Genomic DNA, 20,328 nt, shown 5'->3' with positions numbered 1-20,328 from the left:
TTTGCAGGTTATTTTTTTACCCTTTGCACAATCAACTTGGCCGTTTCATTTGAGGCCTTGCTATCCCCTAGCCTTTCCCGGATCAATTTGTACCCTTCCAAAATGGAAGACTTCTTATGCAAATTACCCAGTATTGCCTTTAGCTCCTCCAAAAGGAACGACTTGCTGTAATCCTGCTGGATCAACTCCCTGACCACTTCCTTTTCGGCAATCAAATTCACCAGTGAAATATAAGGTACCTTTATCAATCTTTTTGCAATCGCATAACTGATTCCAGAGGTTTTGTACACCACCACCTGGGGTACCCGGAAGAGAGCGGTTTCCAAAGTGGCTGTGCCAGAAGTTACCACTGCCGCATTGGCGTGGTATAACAAATCATAGGTCTGATCATATATTACTTTTACGCCCATCTTAGCTGCCCGCTCATACACCCGTTCTTCCAGATTTTTTACCCCGGCAATGATAAATTGAGCATTTGGAAAAGCAGGTATGACCTCCACCATGGTATCCAGCATCATTTCCACCTCTTGCCTCCTACTTCCTGGCAAAAGAGCTATCATTGGCTTATAACTCAACTGATTTTTTTGATGGAAGAAATCATGCGGTTCAAATTTTGCTATTTCGTCCAATAAGGGATTCCCCACATACTCCGCCACACAGTCGTACTTTTTGAAAAATGCAGGTTCAAACGGTAGAATGCAATACAGGTGATCTACATAGCTTTTAAGTTTGTAGGCGCGCTTTTGATTCCAAGCCCAAACTTTGGGGGGAATGTAGTAATGTACGGGAATCTGGTTTTCCTTGCAAAATTTCGCCACTTTCATATTAAACCCGCCATAATCGACCAAGATCACGGCATCCGGAGAATAAGCTAACATGTCCTTTTTGATCAAGCTAAGGTATTTCAGCACTTTCCGAAAACCTAAAAGCACCTCCACAAAGCCCATAAGTGCCACTTCATTGTAATGGGCAGCCAATGAAACCTGCTGCTCTTGACTATACTCCCCTCCCATCCCTCTAAACTCTGCCGATGGATCAATTTGCCTAATGGCATGGACAAGGTTTGAGGCATGTAAGTCGCCAGATCTCTCCCCGGAAATGATATAATACTTCATACAAAAACCCTTCTATATATGCTTAATTGGCTGCAAAATCCATGACCATTGAAGCTTTTCTAGGATAAAATTAGAGAATCATATAGGTAAACCAAACGGTTTATTTCTACCAATTATTATCATAAAACTAAAAAGCCCTTTTTTAAAAGGGCTTCCTATTACTCTCCAAAGTACTCGACGAAATTTCTCGGTGTTTCATAGAGCTTCAGCTTATAGAGTCCTCCATGAGGAGTAATCCTATCTACGGCTGGTTTTAGAATTTCCCAAAATTCCATCACGAGATTCTCGCAGCTGGCCATTTTTCCTTCCATAAAATCCACGTCAATATTGAGGTTTTTATGATCCACCTTTTCCACTACCAACGTTCTTATCAAAGTGCTCAGTGCTTTTAAATCAACTACAAATCCCGTATCCTCATCAGGGAGCCCTTTTACCGTAACAATAAGCTCAAAATTGTGCCCATGCCAGTTAGCATTTGCACATGGACCAAAAACCTCTTTATTCTTCTCCTCGGACCATTTTGGATTCCAAAGCTTATGTGCAGCATTGAAATGTTCTTTTCGGGAAACCTGTATCATGATTACTAATTCAATATGAGACTGCAAAGATAAAAAAGCGGCAAAAAATTACCGCTTTTTCTGCAAATTTTAATGCTGAGAGTGATTCCCCTCTTTACTACTGTTTTACCAATACTTCATTAAAGACACCAAAACTTCCTGCCGAGACGGTGAAGGCCAAATTCAAATTAAACTCTCCGCAGGTATTGAGCACCCCACTGCCCTCTATGCTCAAGGGACCATAATTTGCAGCGAAAATCGGGGTATTGGCATCAAATGCCACTTGCCTCACTACTGTGGCACGGTAGGAAACCTCTCCTAGTTGATCTATCCTGATCACGATGTTTTGGCCATTGATTTCAGGGGGGTACATTCCCTGGACAATCACCTCATTACTGGCATTTCCTGCTACGACCTCACACAGGAAGCCCGTCCCCCAAAATTGGCTGAAATTCACATAGGTCCCCAGCAATGCGTCCCTGCTATATTGACAGAATTGATTTAGCGTTAGCGTAAAACTCTGCCTGAAACCAGCATTTCCTCCTTCGCCATCGCTTTGCGTTAGATTGAAAACGACCACTTTGGATGCTGACAGGTTATCAAAATCTCCCCTAATGGTCAGCTCACCAAAAAGCTCTCCTTGCTGAATGACCGTTTGAAAGCTATTGATAGTGAAGTCCACTCCTTCAATAGCCGTGGAACTGTTTTCGTCTATGGATATACTGACCGTCCTATCCGAGCTGGCAACATTGGTCAACCCGATTTTCAAGGTGTATGGGTTTTCCTCCGCGGTCACAAAATAGGTATCTGAACTTTGCGGAAAATGGGCTTGGGCAGGACCATCATACAATTGCAAATCCTCTTCACAGCTGCTGAAACACACTGCCATCAGCAAGAGCCCGATTAACATCAAGCCTCTACACTTAATTATATCAATACTCATCATTTTGAACTATGTTATCATTAGCAAAAATCTCTGATTGAGGTACCGGAAGTGCATACCTAAAATCTCCCGCATTAAGACTACAGTTGATATGGCAGTCTTGACCTGTTCGCGTCACACCTAAACCGTTCCTTTTCAAATCAAACCATCGATGTCCTTCAAACGCCAACTCTATCCGCCGCTCCAGCAGGATCTGATTGAGCAGCTCATTGGGATCGGTGTAGAAATCAGGAAAATAGCTAGGGATACGATTGGTTCTTAAACGGGTCAAATCCTCATTGGCACCATCCAAATCCCGATTACTCTTTCTGGCCCTGGCCTCGGCCCTGATCAACAACATCTCAGCAGAACGAATCAACTTGATATCGTTTAAGTACCTGAGTCCTTGTTTTCCATCATATTTCCCGACCAACTCTTCCTGAGGATCCCCTCCTTGCCTGTCGGGATCTATTGTCACACTGGCCTCGTACCTAATATCATTAACACCATCTATCTGGGACAACCAGTCAATGGATGGATGGAAAAACACATCGCCGTTGAGATCCCTAAATAGGGTACCTATTCTCCCTTCTCCAGTAACCCGTGTCATCTTCAGGATGACTCCGGTCACCGTATTATCGGTCCAAATACTAGGATATTGACTTCTGGATTCCAGGGGTCTTAAATTCAATGCCTGACTGGCAAAATCTTCCGCTGCATCCCAATCCTCCTTATATTGTGCCACACGGGCACTCAAAGCAAGGACTGAAGCCCGATCAAAGCGTGAAGCGGTACTGCTTAAAGCATTAGGCATCAAATTCAGCGCATTCTGAAGATCTGACTCGATCAAGCTAAACACCTCTGCGGTACTTCTCCTTGAAGGCAGAGCAAACGGATCCAGACCATCAGGCCTACCGTTACCATCGGTATCATCCAAGGTGACATAAGGTATCCCCATTGCTTCCGGTGAATACCGATAGGAAAATACACGCCAGAGATCAAAATGGGCCATTGCCCTCAGAGCATAGGCCTCCGCCTCCTGATAATCAACTTGATTGGCTCCTACTGCCCTTTCATTTTTTAAACTTTCGATGGCCGCCAAAACCCGGTTCGCCCGATTTACAATAACATAGTTATTGATCCACAAACCTTCCGGCTCCGGGGTAGAGGAGTTGTAGGTCCAGTTATGCATCTGTATCCCCTGCCCTCTGTTTTCATCAGACCGTCTCAGTTCATCACTAGACCTTGAAGCCAAGGCCACGAGATTAGATCCCGAAACTGCGGAATAAACCCCAAGTATCCCCGCTTCCACATCATCCGCATCCTCAAAAGCTATATCCTCCCCAATGGTATCTTTAGGTTCCTGATCAAGAACCTCCGTGCAGGCCGTTCCCCCTAAACAGAGAACCGCTATCATTAATACTATAGATTGTCTTTTCATTACGAGCTTCTTTTAAAAGGTCACATCTATTCCACCTGTAAAAACCTTCGAGGCAGGATATTCATATTGGGCGATATTGTTGCTGTCCTCAGGGTCAAATCCCGTAAACTTCGTCCAGGTAAATAAATTTTGGCCTTGCGCAAATACACTGATCGATCTAAAGAATTTGGTTTTATTTACAATTGCCTTAGGCACACTGTAGCTCAATATCACATTCCTCAATCTTAAGTAGGAAGCATCTTCAATATCATAAGATGAAAACTCCCGATTAAATTGAAAACTTTGTATATCCGTAATATCCCCGGGTTCCTGCCAAATGCTTAAAGTCTTTCTGGAAAGATTAAACTGCACAAAGGCCGGGTTTTCCTGAAAGAACCGTTGGTTATTGAACCGGCTATAACCATCAGCAAACGTAAAGAAAACTCCCAAGCTCAGTCCTTTATACCTCGCTTCTGTATTGAAGCCCCCTGTGGTCGGAGGGTTGTATGTACCAAAGTCCGCCACACTATTATCCGCCGAGTATACGTTGGTAACATTCCCCTCAGCATCATAATATAAAGGCTCCCCGTTGGTTGGATTAACCCCAGCCCATTTGACAATATAATGAGAACCAAGAGGTAGTCCCACCCTGATAATGCTGGTTCCCTGTTCAAACTCTTCCACCTGTCCGAGGTCCCTGATCTCATTGTCATTATACGCTATGTTTCCGCCCACCGACCAACTAAAATCTCTGGTGGATAAAATATTATACTCCAAATTCAATTCCACCCCTCTGTTTCGAACTTTTCCGTCATTTGACTCCAATGAAACAAACCCGGTTGTCCTACTCAACTGCCTCGTCACAAAAAGCCTCGTGGTGAGATTGTTGTAAAGGTCAATATTGGCCATCAGTTTCCCGAACAAGCCTACATCAAACCCAACATTGAACTGATTTGATAATTCCCACTGCAGTTGAGGGTTTCCTATGGCCGCCGGAGCAATCCCCTGGTTACCGGCATAGGTCACACTTGCGTAGGTGGGAATGGATTGGTAAAAGCCTATCCCCTCCTGATTCCCTACGACGCCATAACTGGTCCTCAACCTGAACTGGTCAAGAATCAAACTTTCTGAAAGAAAATCTTCTCTCATAATATTCCAGGAACCTCCCACGGACCAAAGAGTAACGTACTTTTTTTCCTCTCCAAACCTGGACGAGCCGTCCCTTCGAATACTCGCCTTGAAATTATACTTGTCTTTATACGTATAGTTTCCTATCAAAAAGTAGGACAATAATGCCGCTTCTGATTTTCCTCCACTGACGGTGGGAATAAACCCTCTCTCCGCTGAACCCGGTGTAATACCCGCTGGTGTTTCAGGCAGCTTGGGGTTGATACCAAATCCTGAAAAGCCGAAACTATCAAACATTTCTTGGTTGATTTCAAATGCGCCCAATCCGGTCACCGAGTGATTACCGAAGGTATTGTTGTAAGTTGCTGAGGTGGTGGAAATATAGGAGAATTTACGGCTAAAATCCTGTGAAAAAACCCCTTGGTTTCCGTTGCCTACCTGCGTACCTGCAAATGACTCCGGATCTACCCATCGTTCAAAATCCTGCTGTATATAATCAATCCCCAAATTGGATTTCAGCACCAATTGTTCGATAGGGCTATAAGCTAAATATACAGCTCCAGTCCCTTTAAATTCATTCTTGCCATCGGTACTGGTATAAATCCTGTCCAAAGCATTGCTGCCTATTCTTCCTGTTCCGGTAACAATGTTTCCCGTTTCTTCATCAAAAGGCACCTCATATGGATTCGCTAGGTAGACTGCCGCAAAAGGGTTGGCCAATGTGATGCTGCTTTCTGACTCAATAAAATCCGATTTTGAAAAACCTATGGCCGAGTTCATCCCAAACTCCACTTTCTCGCTCGGGCTTACCTGAATATTAAACCTAGTGGTATAGCGTTCCAACCCTGACCGAAGGGCCTGCCCTTGTTGGTCATAGTAATTAAGCGAGGCATAGTATTTAACCATCTCGGATCCCCCAGAAGCATTAAATTCATGGATGACCGTCCTGCCTGTTCGCAGAAAAACATCCTTCCAGTCCGTGTTGGTATTTCTAAGTTCCTCCTTTTCCTCCTCGGACATATTCACGGTAGGGCCCTGACCGATCATTTCTTCAAACATGATTTTCTCTGCTGAATTCATCATGTCAAACTTCTCACGAGCCTGTGTCGCAAAACCAGCCTGCACATTATAATTAAATGTTGGTCTTCCGATATTCCCCTTTTTGGTCGTAATAACAATTACACCATTTGCCCCCCTGGATCCATAAACTGCGGTAGCAGAGGCATCTTTTAACACACTGACATCTGCTATATCGTTGGGGTTAAGGGTGGCGAAAATCCCGGCTTCTATCGGCACACCGTCCATAATATACAGAGGAGTATTTCCTCCATTGATTGAGCCTTCTCCCCTGATCCTAACCCTGGCTGAAGCTCCTGGCTGCCCTGATCCTGCGGTCACATACAAGCCCGGGCTTCTACCTTGAAGAATCTGATCAAATGATGCTACTGGAATATCCTCTATTTCCTTTGAACTGACCGTTCCAATTGCCCCGGAAAGCCTGTCTCTTGTTTCAGGCAAATACCCCGTGACAATTACCTCCGTTAAGCTGGAAACATCCGGTTCCAGCTCCACATCTACAATCGATTGATTACCTACACTGACTTCCTTGGACATCATTCCCACAAAGCTAAAAACCAATGTATCCTGCCCTGCCGATAATGTAATCGAATATGCCCCATCCAAATCCGTAGCCACCCCCTTCGTGGTGCCTTTGACCAACACTGACGCTCCTGGTACCGGGGAACCATCCTCTCCGGAGGTCACTGTCCCCCTGATGGTAGGGCCTTGACCATACGTCACCGTAACCGTCAAGAGGAGCGTAAGTCCTAGCAGTAAAACGTTCTTCATCATCAATTAAAGTTTATTTTGGTTTAACACTCTTTAATTTAATCTTTTATCTACCCATAATCCAAAAAAAAACCAATATTTCCTAAAATATAAAAAACACCGAATACTCCCCTTTACCCCACAATATTTAATTACGAAATTTTATTTCCAAAAGATCAACAGAACCGAAATTTTTAAACAAAAAACACCATTATACCCCCCTATTTAAAAATTGAATTTTACAAAAACAATGTTTAAGAAAGTTTAACAAATTCCATTTGTATTGAATTTATCTAATAGACTACTGTATATTTTTACAAAAAACACAGCATCAACTATTAATTCTCTTTTGGACAATTAAACAAGTGTTATCCACCTAATCGGCCGTATAAAAAAAAAAATCTTTAGAAAACAACCCCAAACGAGCGGGGCCCAATGAGGCAGGATGACCACTTACCTCAGTTAAAATTTTAAAAGCCTCAACCCCAGCTTGTCAGGACCCCAACAGGGCTAAGGTGGGAATGCTGCTTTCTTGCAAAGACTCTAGCAATCCTATTTCACCACTTTTTAAATCGAACTTAGTTTACCTAGTTCTTTTTTGGAGTAACTCAAGCTATGAAACCTTATTCTATCACTATCTCTATCCTTCGGTTCTTTGATCGGTTCACTTGACTTGTATTAGGCACAACAGGTCTCTTATCCCCCCAGCCACTGATACTGAGTCTACTTTTCTGAATACCATTATCCACCAAATATTCCCTGACACTTTCAGCTCGTCTCATGCTCAGCTGTTGATTGTACTCTTCCTCCCCTATATTATCCGTATGTCCTTCAATAATAATATTTATCTTGGCATTTTCTTCCAAAAATCGTTTGAGACGTAACAACGAACTCTTGGATTCCGGTTTGAGTTCAGCTTTGTCAAAATCAAAAAAAACATTTTCGAACAGGAACTGTTCTCCACTGGCCAGAGGTTTTAACCCTATATCCATCCCCTTAATATTCTTTAAACTATCCTTCTCCACATTGTATATCTTAGGCAAAAAACCTTTTTTTTCGACATACAAACCCGAAAAAGCCTTATCTGGATAAATCATCATAAATTTACCCGAATCCCCATGTGACTTAAACTCGTACATGGTGCTGTCATTTTTCAGATTGACCAGTGATAAGGTAGCTGAAATCGGCTCTCCCGTCTTTTCATTCATCACTCTCCCTCCTGTCACTACCAACCTTTCGCCTAAGTCTATTTCTTCAGGAAAAGCAAAACGGTAAAGAAATGATCGTTCCAAAATCCCTCCGTTCAAGCTGTTTTCCGTGTAATAGGCATAATCTCTTTGGGCCGTAATAAATAAAGCCAATTGGTCCCTGTGATCATTGATCGGGTAACCTAAATTACTCGGTTCCTCAAAACTTCCCTTTACAATTTTACTGCTGTAAAGATCCATTCCTCCAAACCCCAAATGACCGTCAGAAGCAAAAAAAAGCTGCTCATTATTGAAATAAATAAAGGGTGATACCTCGTCATATTTGGTATTAATAGTCTCTCCAACATTTTTAGGATCGGACCATGTACCATTATCCATCCGGGTCGAGTAGTAAATATCATTTCCGCCATATCCTCCTCTTCTATTGGATGAAAAAAACAAAATGCTCCCGTCTGCAGAGAGTGAAGGCTGGGAATCCCAATACCTTGAATTCACCTTATCCCCCATATTGATGGGCTTTTGCCACTCACCGTCTATTTTATAGGCAATATAAAGATCACAAGAGCCAAAAGAATCCAATGCATCACAGCTCGTAAAAATCAAAATGCTTCCATCGGCCGAAATCGTGCAAGTACCTTCATTATGGTCGGTATTGATGGCTTCTCCCAAAGTCTCGGGTACAGTCCATGACTGCCCATCCCAATAGGAAGAAAAAATATCCTCATGCTCTACGCGCCCCACCCCATCTCTTTTGGTAAAAAGGATATGCTTACTATCTGCCGTGAGCACCGGAAAATACTGCAACCGAAAACCATTCAGAGGAACATCCAGCTTTTCCTTTTCAATTGATTTGGCATCCGCTATTTCTTGCTCTATGAAGCGCAGTTGCTGATACATTCTTCTATAGGAAGGCGAAGCTTTGAGCTGGCTAGAAAAATAGTGGTGGGAGGTTTTAAACTTTTCTACAGCTTCTGGGAAGCGTCCGGATTTAAGCAAAACATTAATAATAAGCCAGGAAAATTCAGCTTTTAGCTCATTGTTTTCCGAACTCCTTTGATCTCCCCAAGAAGCCACTTCGAGCGCCCCTTCCATATCCCCCTTATCCTGAAGCAATTGCGCCCACTTTTTATAAGCTTGCAAAAAATCCTCGTCCCTTTTAACGGACGCTTCAAACTTACTGATAGCCTCCTCGTACCTCCTCCTTAAAACCAACTCCTCCCCCTCCTGATAAAGCCTGATAGCTTTTCTGTCATCAGTCGCATAATCCTGCGCTTGCAGGTTAAAACTTAAAAAAATTAAAATTAGGAGGATTTGGGCTTTTCTCATTTAGTTATGGTATATCCATAAATTTATGAGTTTGGAGCGAAATATTCCAATCGGGATGATCTTTTATGTAGTCAATTATGTCGTTTGTATATTTTTTTGACCTGCTCCACTCTGGCTGAAGCAGTTTTTTACAGCTTTGTCTGACCTTCTTGGCATGTTCTTCAGCAAAAGCAAAGTCACTTTTATGAAAAACAATCACCTTGAGTTCATCCGCCTTCTCAAAAATACTATCGTGCGGCTTTTTAAATTTCTTTGGTGAAAAACAGACCCAGTCAAATTCCCCAGAAAAGGGATGCGTTCCACTGGTCTCAATATTAATAGCAAAGCCTTTCTCTTTCAACAGCGCGGTAAGTGGGCCAAGTTCGTACATCAGCGGCTCCCCTCCAGTAATCACCACCAATCTTCCGGGATACTTCAATGCCCCCTCCACAATTTCATCAATGGATAAAACCGGCCATTTTTCAGCTTCCCAGGAAGCCTTTACATCACACCACACGCAGCCTACATCACAGCCGCCTAGACGAATAAAATAGGCAGGATGTCCCGTAAAACCACCTTCCCCCTGAATCGTATAAAATGCTTCCATTACAGGGAGCATTACTCCTTTATCAACTGCTTGTTTTATTTCCATTTCAATTTTTGATTAAGCGGGTGATTGAACCGCTGATTAACTTTTATTTCTTTAAATGAAAACAGGCTTTTTCTCCAGAAGTTCAATTCTGAAGAAAAAGCCTGCCCTTCCGTATTCTAATCAAGAATACACTTTTTTCTCTGCTGCTTGCAAGGTATTATAAAGCAATGATGCAATGGTCATGGGACCAACCCCACCAGGGACAGGAGTGATCGCAGAAACTTTATCGGAGACCTCATCAAACTTAACGTCGCCTATAAGCCTGAAGCCGTTCTTTTTAGAAGCATCTTCTACACGGTGAATCCCTACATCTACCACCACAGCACCTTCTTTGACCATATCTGCAGTAACAAACTCAGGCTTACCTATGGCTACAATAAGGATATCCGCGGTCTGGGTAATCTCCTTTAGGTTTTTGGTACGGCTATGTGTCAGGGTAACCGTAGCATTGCCAGGATTTCCGTTTCTCGCCATCAAGATGCTCATGGGAGAACCTACAATATGGCTCCTTCCGATAACCACACAGTGCTTCCCGGAAGTTTCGACGTTATACCTTTTCAATAATTCCACAATACCGTAAGGTGTAGCCGACACATAAGTAGGCCAGTTCAGTGCCATTCGGCCGACATTTGCGGGAGTAAAACCATCCACATCCTTCTCTGGTTTAATTTTGGCGGTAACCTTCTCTACAGAAATATGCTTTGGCAAAGGCAACTGCACGATCAGCCCGTCAATCTCTGGGTTCTCGTTGATGTCCTCTACTACTTGAAGCAGTTCCTCCTCGGAAATCGTGTCTTCCAGCCTCACCAGAGTGGACTCAAAACCTACATATTCGCAAGCCTTCACCTTGGCCCCTACATAAGTTTGGCTGGCACCATCACTACCCACCAAAATGGCCGCCAGATGAGGCGTTTTTCCTCCTTCGTGTTTGATTTCCTTTACCCGGTCAGCTATTTCGTTTTTAATATCCGCTGAAGTCTTTTTACCGTCTATTATTGTTGGCATATGATCTAATATGTTTCAATACACAATTTCGATATTCAAAATTCAGTATTAGCTATTCGTTATTAATTATTTCTATTCCTTTCAGCAGTTTCAATACTTTTTACAAATATTGATATCAGCTCGTTAGATTCCTTAAAGATAAAATTTGTTCTTTCATCCTGAAGAACAATATTGGACTTCCTAAGTATTTTTATACAAACCAATGATTCTCTTAGCTCCTTTAAAATCACTTTAAATTTATGGATAAAATCCCTTCTTGATTCACTGCTTTGGGCTTCTCCATAATTCAATGCCGGTGAAGTGCCTGACCTCAATAGTTGTCCACCCAAGTGATTTGCCGCTTTAGACGAAGGCAAGGAATCAACCAGTTCAATGATTGCCACAGCAAAGGAAATCAAACGTTCTTCAAGGTCATATTCTCTCTTTTCTTTCATTGCTCTTTCACATAATTGTGAGCAAAAATATCACTTACGGATCGCTCAATGAAGAATTTCCAACCCTGAATTTAGAATAATGAATTCCTCTCCCCCTTAATCCAACTTCAGCACAGCCATAAATGCTTCCTGAGGGACCTCGACGTTTCCGACTTGCCTCATTCGCTTCTTACCTTTTTTCTGCTTGTCCAAGAGCTTACGCTTACGGGAAATATCACCACCGTAGCATTTGGCCAACACGTTTTTACGCATCGCTTTTACTGTTTCACGGGCAATGATCTTTGTTCCAATGGCTGCCTGTATAGCGATTTCAAACATTTGTCTAGGCACCAGTTCTTTGAGCTTTTCACAAAGCCGCTTGCCCCACTCGTAAGCCTTGTCCCTATGCACCACTGCTGACAAGGCATCCACTACCTCTCCGTTCAGCATCACATCCAGACGTACCATGTTGGAAGCCTTGCTTTCCTTGAGCTCATAATCCAAGGAGGCATATCCCCTGGAAATGGTCTTTAGCTTGTCAAAGAAATCAAACACAATCTCTGCCAAAGGCATGTCAAAGCTGAGCTCCACCCTGTCCGCCGTCAAATAGACCTGGTTTTTGATCTGCCCTCTTTTCTCCATACACAACTGAATCACCGGACCTACATAATCGGCTTTGGTAATGATCGAGGCATGGACATAGGGCTCCTCTATATGCTTGAACAGGTTAGGATCCGGCATGTCGGAGGGCGCATTTATAAACTTATATTCCCCACTGTTCATCAATGCCTTGAACTGTACGGAAGGCACCGTGGTGATTACCGTCATATCAAACTCACGCTCCAATCTCTCCTGAATGATCTCCATATGCAGCATTCCCAAAAAACCGCAACGGAAACCAAAACCCAAGGCAGCAGAAGTTTCCGGCTCCCAAACCAAGGAGGCGTCATTCAACTGCAGTTTCTCCATGGAAGCCCTTAATTCCTCAAACTCCGTGGTATCTACTGGATAAATCCCGGCAAACACCATAGGTTTCACATTTTCGAAACCTTTGATGGCCGTGCTGCATGGGCGCTTAATGTGCGTAATGGTATCCCCTACTTTCACCTCTTTGGCCACCTTGATACCTGAAATCAGGTAGCCCACATTTCCTGTACTGATGGTGCTTTGGGGCTTTTGCTGGATTCCCAAAATACCGATTTCATCAGCATCATACTCTCTACCGGTATTGACGAATTTAATTTTGTCCCCTTTCTTGATGGTACCGTTAAACACGCGGAAGAGTACTTCCACCCCACGGAAAGGATTGTACACCGAATCAAAAATCATGGCCTGTAAAGGCTCTTCCGGATTCCCCTTTGGTGCAGGTACCTTCTCCACTACCGCATTCAAAATATCTTCAATACCTAAGCCCTCTTTACCAGAAGCGAGGATAATATCTTCACGGTCGCAGCCAATCAAATCAATGACCTCATCAGCCACCACTTCAGGGTCTGCACCGGGCAAATCAATTTTATTGAGCACAGGGATGATTTCCAAATCATGTTCCATGGCCAAATAAAGATTGGAGATGGTCTGCGCCTCTACCCCCTGGGAAGCATCCACAATCAACAAAGCTCCCTCACAGGCCGCTATGGAGCGGGAAACTTCGTAGGAGAAATCCACGTGTCCAGGAGTGTCGATCAGGTTCAGCGTATACTCCTCCCCTTGATAATTGTATTTCATCTGGATCGCATGAGACTTAATGGTGATTCCCCGCTCACGCTCAAGATCCATATTATCCAACAACTGGTCTTGCATCTCCCTTTCGGTCACCGTATTGGTAAACTGAAGAAGACGGTCTGCTAACGTACTCTTCCCATGATCAATATGGGCGATGATACAGAAATTTCTAATCTTTTGCATATCCATTCTGAGGGCAAAAATAGTAAATAGTTAGGGTTTTAACAGTATCGCATTGACTTATTTATAACCAAGGACTGCTCCGGCAAAGGCGCAGGGCATTAAAATCCTTCTTTTGTTTCCTGTAATTGGCTTGATGGAAAAACCAGGCTTCTTATCTTTGCCCCATTAATTATCCAATCATGAAACAGCTGGCAGAAAAGAAAAAAGCACAGAACATCGGAGAATACATTGTTTACATGTACCAGATGGAAGACTTACTCCGTTCGTACCAATTCAACATGGAGGATATTCGCCAGTACGTCATTGCCCATTACCCGGTTTCTGACCTGGAAAAAGGTGAGATCACCGATTGGTTCCAAAAGCTGGCCCTTCAGATGAAAAATGAAGGTCTTCAAACATCCGGACACTTGGCTTCCACCCAAAAAGAAGTGGAAACCCTGGCCCAGATCCATTGGGACCTGCTAAAAAAGGACAAAACCTACTTCGGGGTTTATAATGAGGCAAAACCTCATATTATTGAAACCATCGTAGCTGCTGAAGGGCAGGATCTGGGAAATGAAATCCAAATCTGCATCAATGGGGTATACGGCCTACTGCTTTGCCGCTTGACAGGCAAAAAACTCAGTCCTGATCAGGAACGCTCCGCCCAAGCTTTTGGCAAAGTCTTGAGCTACCTGAACCTCGCCTATATGGAGCAAGCTGGCAAAAAATAAGCTTATTCCCATCTTACTGATAAAACCATCCGCTTCAGGTCATTTGGAAGCACGCTGCCTACAGTTCTATCATTTCATAGATACTCTTATAAAGCCCATTATCGTTTACAAAATCCAAAAATTGCTGATAAAAAGGGTGCGTGCACAAAGTACCGCTGTCCCCCACAACTATCAACTTCCGCTTGGCACGTGTGAGCGACACATTCATTCGACGGATATCCGACAAAAAGCCTATCTCTCCTTTTTCGTTTGACCTCACCAGGCTGATCAATATCACATCCCGCTCTTGCCCCTGAAACCCATCAATGGTCCCAATGGTCACCTGATCCTCCATGGCTCTCAAGTGATCGTACATCTCTCCTGTTTCCATTAGCTCGGTAAGTTTTTTCACCTGTGCTTTATAGGGAGAGATCACTCCTATACTGTAGGACTTTTCCTTAAAAACGTCAAAGCCTATCCTCTCGACCAGTTTTTCAAGCAGCCCCAATGAAAACCTTGCCTCATCCGCGTTTAGCTTGCTCAGGGAGTTATTCTCCAAATGCTCGGCAAACCCACTACCCGCGGTATCAATAAACTCCATCACCGGCTCCCCATCAGCCAAGAAATGCTCTAATGTGTTTTCAGCTGCCTCCAGTGCATCATCATAAAAATAGCCACTGGAAAACTTCATGATCATCTCGGGCATACGGTACTGCTTACGCAGCATCCAACTGACTTCAGGCTGCCTTTTAATTGCTTTTTCAAAAAGGGTCTCAGCAAGCCCTTCCTTTGCAGCCTCGTAAGACTTAATGGTAGGAGGAAGCTGACAATGGTCCCCTGCCATGATGACCTTTTCAGCTTTCAATATTGGTATCCAAGTGGCGGGCTCCAAGCCCTGCCCGGCCTCATCTATAAAAACCACAGGAAACTTCATCCCCTTTAAAACAGGATGGTTGGCCCCGACCAAAGTCGTGGCAATTACCTGGCTTTGCTGAAACACGTCGTAAAGAATATAATCCTCCAAATGCGCCGCAGCCTCTTTCACCTTCGAGGCCTCCGCCATTAGCCGCTTTCGCTGCGCCCTTTCTTCAGGGCCAAAATTCCTTTTGTATTTCCTGCCCAACTTCCTGAATTCTTCCGCCGACCGCCTTAATTTTTTCAGATCTTTATAGCTGTCGTGCTGGGTGATTTTTGCATCCAATGTCTGTTCCAATAACTGGTCATCCACCCTTGCCGGATGCCCAACCCGCAATGCTGTCACTCCTTTGCTGGTCAATTTATCGACCAAAAGATCCACTGCCGCATTGCTTGGAGCACACACCAGCACCTGCTTCTCTACTTCCAACACTCCCCTAATGGCCTCCACCAGGGTAGTGGTCTTCCCTGTCCCGGGAGGTCCGTGCACGATGCCTACTTCAGAAACATCAAACACTCCCTGCACTGCCTCTACCTGACTGTTGTTAAGCCCAGCCCCAATATGCTGCTTTGTTGGCGTTTCTGTCGACCCCGCTTTGCTTCCCCCCAACATCACCTCCCGTAATTGTCCCAACCTTCCCGCTTCCGCCTTCATGACACTGTTCATAGCAAACTCCATCTCTCTATAGCTTGCCTCATCGAAGTGCAGATCGACCCCCAGCTTGCCATCGTGCAGCCAGTCCGGCCAATCACTGCCCATTAAGGTGATGGTCATGCTGTTTTTACGGACAAAATTCACCACACCATTAGTCCTTGGCATCTTACCATTGGAAACATTCGAAAATACAGAAACCGATTTACCTGACTGAAAGCCATGGGATTGTTTGCTGTCCGATCGTTCTATCTCTAGAATGAGCCGGTCGCCCATCCCCACTTTGGTTTTAACCAGCTGTACAGGATACCAGCAGATCCCCTCCTTTTTCTTGTCGTCTATGGAAGCGCCCAAGGTTTTGACCCTGTATTGCTCCAGGTCCTCCGCCCACTCCTTTTTTAAAAGTTGTAAAGTTATTCTTAATTCTTCCTGTATTTTCGACATCAATGGTTAATTTTATTTTTCAAAGCTAATGCTTTTAAAAGAGTAGGTAAGCACTAAAACTGATTTTCTGAATTGAATTTTTTAGCTCACGCATATCTTTCCTTTGATCACCCTAAAGTCCTGCTGGGCAACTTTATCGGTGATTTTGTACGGGGCAATCTTGAGGAACAATTTGAACCCGGGATTGTGGCTGGAATTCTATTGCACAGGGAAATCGACCATTTTACGGATACTCACCCGGTCGTTAAAGAAGCCCAAAAACTCCTAAAACCCAAATACAATAAGTATGCATGGGTTATTACCGACGTTTATTTTGACTATTTTCTCAGTAAACATTGGCAGGATTATGACCACAGAAGCATTCAGGACTTTGCCAAAGAGGTTTATCACATCATTGAAGAAAACGAACAACTCCTCCCGCAAAACTTCCTTTATATGTTTCATTATATGAAAAAGGAAAATTGGCTAGTGGCTTATGGCACCATAGCTGGGATGAAAGCATCCCTGACAGGCATTTCCAAACACACCTCTTTTGATTCCAAAATGGAAACCGCACATTTGTTTTTAAAGGAACACGAAAAAGAACTTAAAGTATATTTTGACCAATTCTTCCCGGAACTGGTTAAATTTGCAAAACAAAAGCGGGACGAGTTAGTCAAAAAATATGATTCATTGTAAGCCAAAGCGCGCCACTTATATTTCTTTGGGCCTGGTCGTTTTGATTCTCATTTCAGGCCTTTCCTATATCCTTAATGATTTTAGCTCAAAGCAGACCTACAGCATGGTCTTTTACCTGATCAGTGCCACACTGCTCACATTGGTCATTTTGCTTATAGCTATCAAAATGATGGCAGGTTACCGCTTTGTCAGCGCAGGAAAAGCCAAAATTATGGTCAGATTGCCTTTACGGGGCCTCCGCAAAGAATATGAACTTACCGATATTTTGGCCTGGCAGGAAGAAGTGATGGTCACCAACAAAAAGGAATTCCGGCAGTTGACCATTGCCTTTGCTGACAAAAGCTCCATTAGCCTCAGTAATCATGAACACACCAATTACCACGAACTGTTAAACTACCTGATAAAAAAGGCCCCAAAGAAAAAAGTCAAAGCTTAAAAAAGGACCCTGAAATTAATCAGAGGCCTTTTTAAACTTATGGCTTAATGACTCCAGTCATATTTATCGAGATTTTCCAGACAGGCATTCAGCAAGGAAATACTGGCTGCAATATCTTCTTTGTTGGCCATCTCGATCACCTGATGTAAATGTCTGGTAGGAATGGAGATTGCTCCCGCAATGGCTCCTTGCTTACCCATTCGCTGCACCCCCGCAGTATCCGTACCTCCGGCAGTCAAAATTTCCGACTGCCATTTGATTTCATTATCTGCAGCCATCTTCTTCATAAAATCCACCATTCTATAATCACAGATCGTCATGGCATCCATCACCTTGATGGCAGTCCCTTTTCCCAGCTCAGTGATCTTTTCATGAGCGGAAGCACCGGGCACATCATAGGCAATGGTAGTATCCAGGGCTATACCAAAATCGGGATCTACGCCGTGAGCCGCCACATTTGCACCCCGCAGCCCCACTTCTTCCTGCACCGTGAAAGTCGCATAAACATCATACGGAGGATTGTTGATTTTCTTTAAAGCTTCAATGAGGATAAACACCGCAACTCTATTATCGATGGATTTACAGTTAACACAGTCCCCCATCTCCACCAATTCCCTGTCCCTGGTCACTGGATCTCCTATTTGGACATATTTCTCTACCTCTTCTTTGCTCATGCCCAGGTCGATAAAATAATCAGTGGTCTTTGGCAGCTTATTTCTTTCTTCTTGGGTCATCACATGAATAGGCTTGCTGCCCATTACCCCTATAAGGTCTTTTTTCCCGTGCACGATTACACGCTGAGCAGTAAGTGTTTTAGGGTCAAAGCCTCCCAATGTATGAAACCTCAAGAACCCATTTTCATCGATATGGGTAACGATAAAACCGATTTCATCCATGTGGGCAGCCACCATTACTTTTTTTCCCTCCGGATTGTTCACTCCCTTTTTGATGGCAATCACATTGCCCAGATTATCTACCTTGACTTCGTCCACCAAAGGACTTACCTGTTCGATCACCAAATCCCTGATCCTCTTTTCAAACCCCGGGGCCCCGGCGATTTCACATACGTCTTTTAAAAGTGCAGTATTGATACCCATATATTTTTCTGTTAAATATTAGTAACTCTTTTGTCCTGGCTCCTTGGCCTTTCCTACTATTGAACTTCTCTTATAAAATTTGAACTACCGCTCTTGTTTCGTATATCAGATTACAAAATGCAAAAAGGCCATTAAACAATGGCCTTTTCATATGCATAATATTTAAATGTCAGTACGCTCTGACTGCTTTTCCTTCCATAAAATTGGCAAAGGACTTGTTCACAACCCTCATTCCACCGGCAGTTGGAAAATCGCCGGTAAAATACCAATCTCCCAAATGATCAGGGCAGGATTTATTGAGGTTCTCCACGGTTTGGTAAATCACCTTCACCTCTGCCTTTATTTGTTCCACGGTAATGATTTCTGCAATCTTGTCAGAAATCTGCTGAGGAGTGAATTTACTGTAAACGTCCTTTACAAAGTTTTGATTGGCATTTGGATTGGCAATGCACTTTTCGTAAGTCTCATCCAAGATATAGTGCTGTCCGCTTTCTTCCAGCAACTTCAATGCCGCTCTAAAAGCAATGAATTCCTTCATTTTGGACATGTCAATCCCGTAACAATCCGGGTATCGGATCTGCGGTGCGGACGACACCACAATGATCCTTTTCGGGCTCAGCTTATCCAAGGTGGTCAAAATACTTTTTTCCAAAGTAGTCCCCCGCACGATACTGTCATCAAGAACAACAATCGTATCTACCCCAGAACGAATCACCTCGTAAGTGGTATCGTAAACGTTGGCCACCATTACATCACGGTCATTATCGTTGGTAATGAAGGTCCTTAACTTCACATCCTTATTGACAAGTTTCTCTACCCGTGGGCGGAAATTGAGCAATTCCTCCACATCCCCCAAATGAGGCTTTCCATCAAGCAGAATCTCCCGCCTTTTGGCACTTAAGTAATCCTCAAGACCTTCAATAAGCCCAAGGAAGGCTGTTTCTGCAGTATTCGGAATATAAGAAAATACGGTGTTTTTAAGATCAAAATCGATGGCCTTCAAAATCTGGGGAATCAAAGCCTTTCCTAACCGCTTTCTCTCTCGGTAGATATCAGGATCTGTGCCCCTGGAAAAATAGATTCTCTCGAAGGAACACGACTTCTTTTCCAAAGCGGAAAGGATTTCATGTTCTCCATAAGAACCATCCTTATCTACGATCAGGGCATGGCCCGGCTGAATCTCTTTGATGGCATTATAGTCAATATTAAATGCCGATTTGATGGCAGGCTTTTCTGAGGCAATCACTACGATCTCATCATCGGCATAATAATAGGCCGGCCTGATTCCTGAAGGATCCCTTACCACAAAGCTGGCGCCGTTTCCGATGATCCCTGCCATGGCGTATCCGCCATCAAAATCCCGGCAAGACCTTCTTAGAATCCTGGCTACATCCAGCTCTCTCTCGATTACTTCTGTAATCTCGTTATTGCTGTATTGATCTTTGTATTTATTAAATATCCGCTGGTTCTCCTCGTCCACGAAGTGGCCGATTTTCTCCATCACCGTAACGGTATCGGTCTTTTCCTTGGGATGTTGACCAAGCTCAACCAGTTTCCCAAAGAGCTCTTCCACATTGGTCATATTGAAATTCCCTGCCATTACCAGGTTCCGGCTTCTCCAGTTGTTTTGCCGCAGAAATGGGTGGCAAGTCTCTATGCTGTTTTCCCCATGAGTGCCGTAACGTAGATGACCTAACCAAACTTCACCTGAAAATGCAACATTGTCCTTGATCCAGTCAGCATCCATTAGACCGGACTCTCCGCCAGACTTCTTTGCCTTTTTGAACTTTTTGGCAACTTTGGAAAAAATAAAGTTGACTGCTTGCGGATCCACAGACCTGTACCGGCTGATATAGCGGGTACCTGGCTTGCTGTTGATTTTAATGTTTGCAATCCCTGCACCATCCTGCCCTCTATTGATCTGCTTCTGCATCAGCACATAAAGTCTGTTGGCAGC

16 protein-coding genes are annotated in these 20,328 nt (G+C 43.7%); 3 read left to right on the top strand and 13 right to left on the bottom strand.

All coding sequences use genetic code 11. From position 1 onward, the window contains the following. Positions 1–8 precede the first annotated feature (8 nt). The 10 genes from lpxB to lepA all read right to left on the bottom strand — a co-directional run bounded on the left by lpxB (position 9) and on the right by lepA (position 13,463). Complete coding sequence (gene lpxB, locus ACYVAA_RS09720; protein ID WP_460541003.1) at positions 9–1,115, bottom strand: lipid-A-disaccharide synthase; 1,107 nt, start codon at positions 1,113–1,115, stop codon at positions 9–11. A 158-nt stretch (positions 1,116–1,273) separates the two neighbouring features. Next, entirely contained in the window at positions 1,274–1,693 is a 420-nt protein-coding gene (locus ACYVAA_RS09715; protein ID WP_460541001.1) for a 6-pyruvoyl trahydropterin synthase family protein, read from the bottom strand. A 97-nt stretch (positions 1,694–1,790) separates the two neighbouring features. After that, positions 1,791–2,618, bottom strand: a complete 828-nt coding sequence (locus ACYVAA_RS09710; RefSeq protein ID WP_460540999.1) for a hypothetical protein — start codon at positions 2,616–2,618, stop codon at positions 1,791–1,793. Continuing rightward, complete coding sequence (locus ACYVAA_RS09705; protein ID WP_460540997.1) at positions 2,605–4,035, bottom strand: RagB/SusD family nutrient uptake outer membrane protein; 1,431 nt, start codon at positions 4,033–4,035, stop codon at positions 2,605–2,607. Before ACYVAA_RS09705 ends, ACYVAA_RS09710 begins: the two co-directional genes overlap by 14 nt. Positions 4,036–4,047: 12 nt before the next feature. Further along, positions 4,048–6,993, bottom strand: coding sequence for a SusC/RagA family TonB-linked outer membrane protein (locus ACYVAA_RS09700; protein ID WP_460540995.1), 2,946 nt, complete (start codon positions 6,991–6,993; stop codon positions 4,048–4,050). Positions 6,994–7,592: 599 nt separating this feature from the next. Further along, on the bottom strand, positions 7,593–9,503 hold the full coding sequence (locus tag ACYVAA_RS09695; protein WP_460540993.1) for an OmpA family protein: 1,911 nt from the start codon (positions 9,501–9,503) through the stop codon (positions 7,593–7,595). A 4-nt stretch (positions 9,504–9,507) separates the two neighbouring features. Further along, complete coding sequence (locus ACYVAA_RS09690; protein ID WP_460540991.1) at positions 9,508–10,134, bottom strand: 7-carboxy-7-deazaguanine synthase QueE; 627 nt, start codon at positions 10,132–10,134, stop codon at positions 9,508–9,510. Positions 10,135–10,254: 120 nt separating this feature from the next. Continuing rightward, the gene (folD, locus tag ACYVAA_RS09685; RefSeq protein WP_460540989.1) at positions 10,255–11,139 is read right to left on the bottom strand and encodes a bifunctional 5,10-methylenetetrahydrofolate dehydrogenase/5,10-methenyltetrahydrofolate cyclohydrolase; all 885 of its coding nucleotides are present in this window, start codon (positions 11,137–11,139) and stop codon (positions 10,255–10,257) included. 62 nt (positions 11,140–11,201) lie between these two features. Beyond that, positions 11,202–11,573, bottom strand: a complete 372-nt coding sequence (locus tag ACYVAA_RS09680; RefSeq protein ID WP_460540987.1) for a four helix bundle protein — start codon at positions 11,571–11,573, stop codon at positions 11,202–11,204. Between the two features lie 96 nt (positions 11,574–11,669). Further along, a complete protein-coding gene (lepA, locus tag ACYVAA_RS09675) occupies positions 11,670–13,463 on the bottom strand; it encodes an elongation factor 4 (protein ID WP_460540985.1) in 1,794 nt (597 codons plus the stop codon). Between the two features lie 173 nt (positions 13,464–13,636). On the opposite strand from lepA, the gene ACYVAA_RS09670 reads away from it, so the two are divergent. Further along, positions 13,637–14,170, top strand: coding sequence for a DUF4924 family protein (locus tag ACYVAA_RS09670; RefSeq protein ID WP_460540983.1), 534 nt, complete (start codon positions 13,637–13,639; stop codon positions 14,168–14,170). Between the two features lie 58 nt (positions 14,171–14,228). Here the strand turns inward: ACYVAA_RS09670 and ACYVAA_RS09665 are convergent, their stop codons facing one another. Further along, complete coding sequence (locus ACYVAA_RS09665; protein WP_460540981.1) at positions 14,229–16,160, bottom strand: DEAD/DEAH box helicase; 1,932 nt, start codon at positions 16,158–16,160, stop codon at positions 14,229–14,231. A 72-nt stretch (positions 16,161–16,232) separates the two neighbouring features. On the opposite strand from ACYVAA_RS09665, the gene ACYVAA_RS09660 reads away from it, so the two are divergent. Beyond that, positions 16,233–16,838, top strand: coding sequence for an acyl carrier protein phosphodiesterase (locus tag ACYVAA_RS09660; protein WP_460540979.1), 606 nt, complete (start codon positions 16,233–16,235; stop codon positions 16,836–16,838). Continuing rightward, positions 16,825–17,274 carry a hypothetical protein gene (locus ACYVAA_RS09655; RefSeq protein ID WP_460540977.1) on the top strand — a complete coding sequence of 150 codons (450 nt, stop codon included), beginning with the start codon at positions 16,825–16,827 and terminating at the stop codon, positions 17,272–17,274. The genes ACYVAA_RS09660 and ACYVAA_RS09655 overlap by 14 nt, the downstream gene beginning before the upstream one ends. Positions 17,275–17,318: 44 nt before the next feature. On the opposite strand, the gene ACYVAA_RS09650 is transcribed toward ACYVAA_RS09655, so the two are convergent. After that, the gene (locus ACYVAA_RS09650) at positions 17,319–18,371 is read right to left on the bottom strand and encodes a M42 family metallopeptidase (RefSeq protein ID WP_460540975.1); all 1,053 of its coding nucleotides are present in this window, start codon (positions 18,369–18,371) and stop codon (positions 17,319–17,321) included. Positions 18,372–18,540: 169 nt separating this feature from the next. Next, a partial coding sequence (locus ACYVAA_RS09645) for an amidophosphoribosyltransferase (RefSeq protein WP_460540973.1) occupies positions 18,541–20,328 on the bottom strand: 1,788 nt, incomplete at its 5' end.

It is taken from the genome of Echinicola sediminis, from assembly GCF_054777495.1.
Note: the sequence above shows the minus strand (reverse complement) of the source record. Positions and strands in the feature narration are given on the sequence as shown.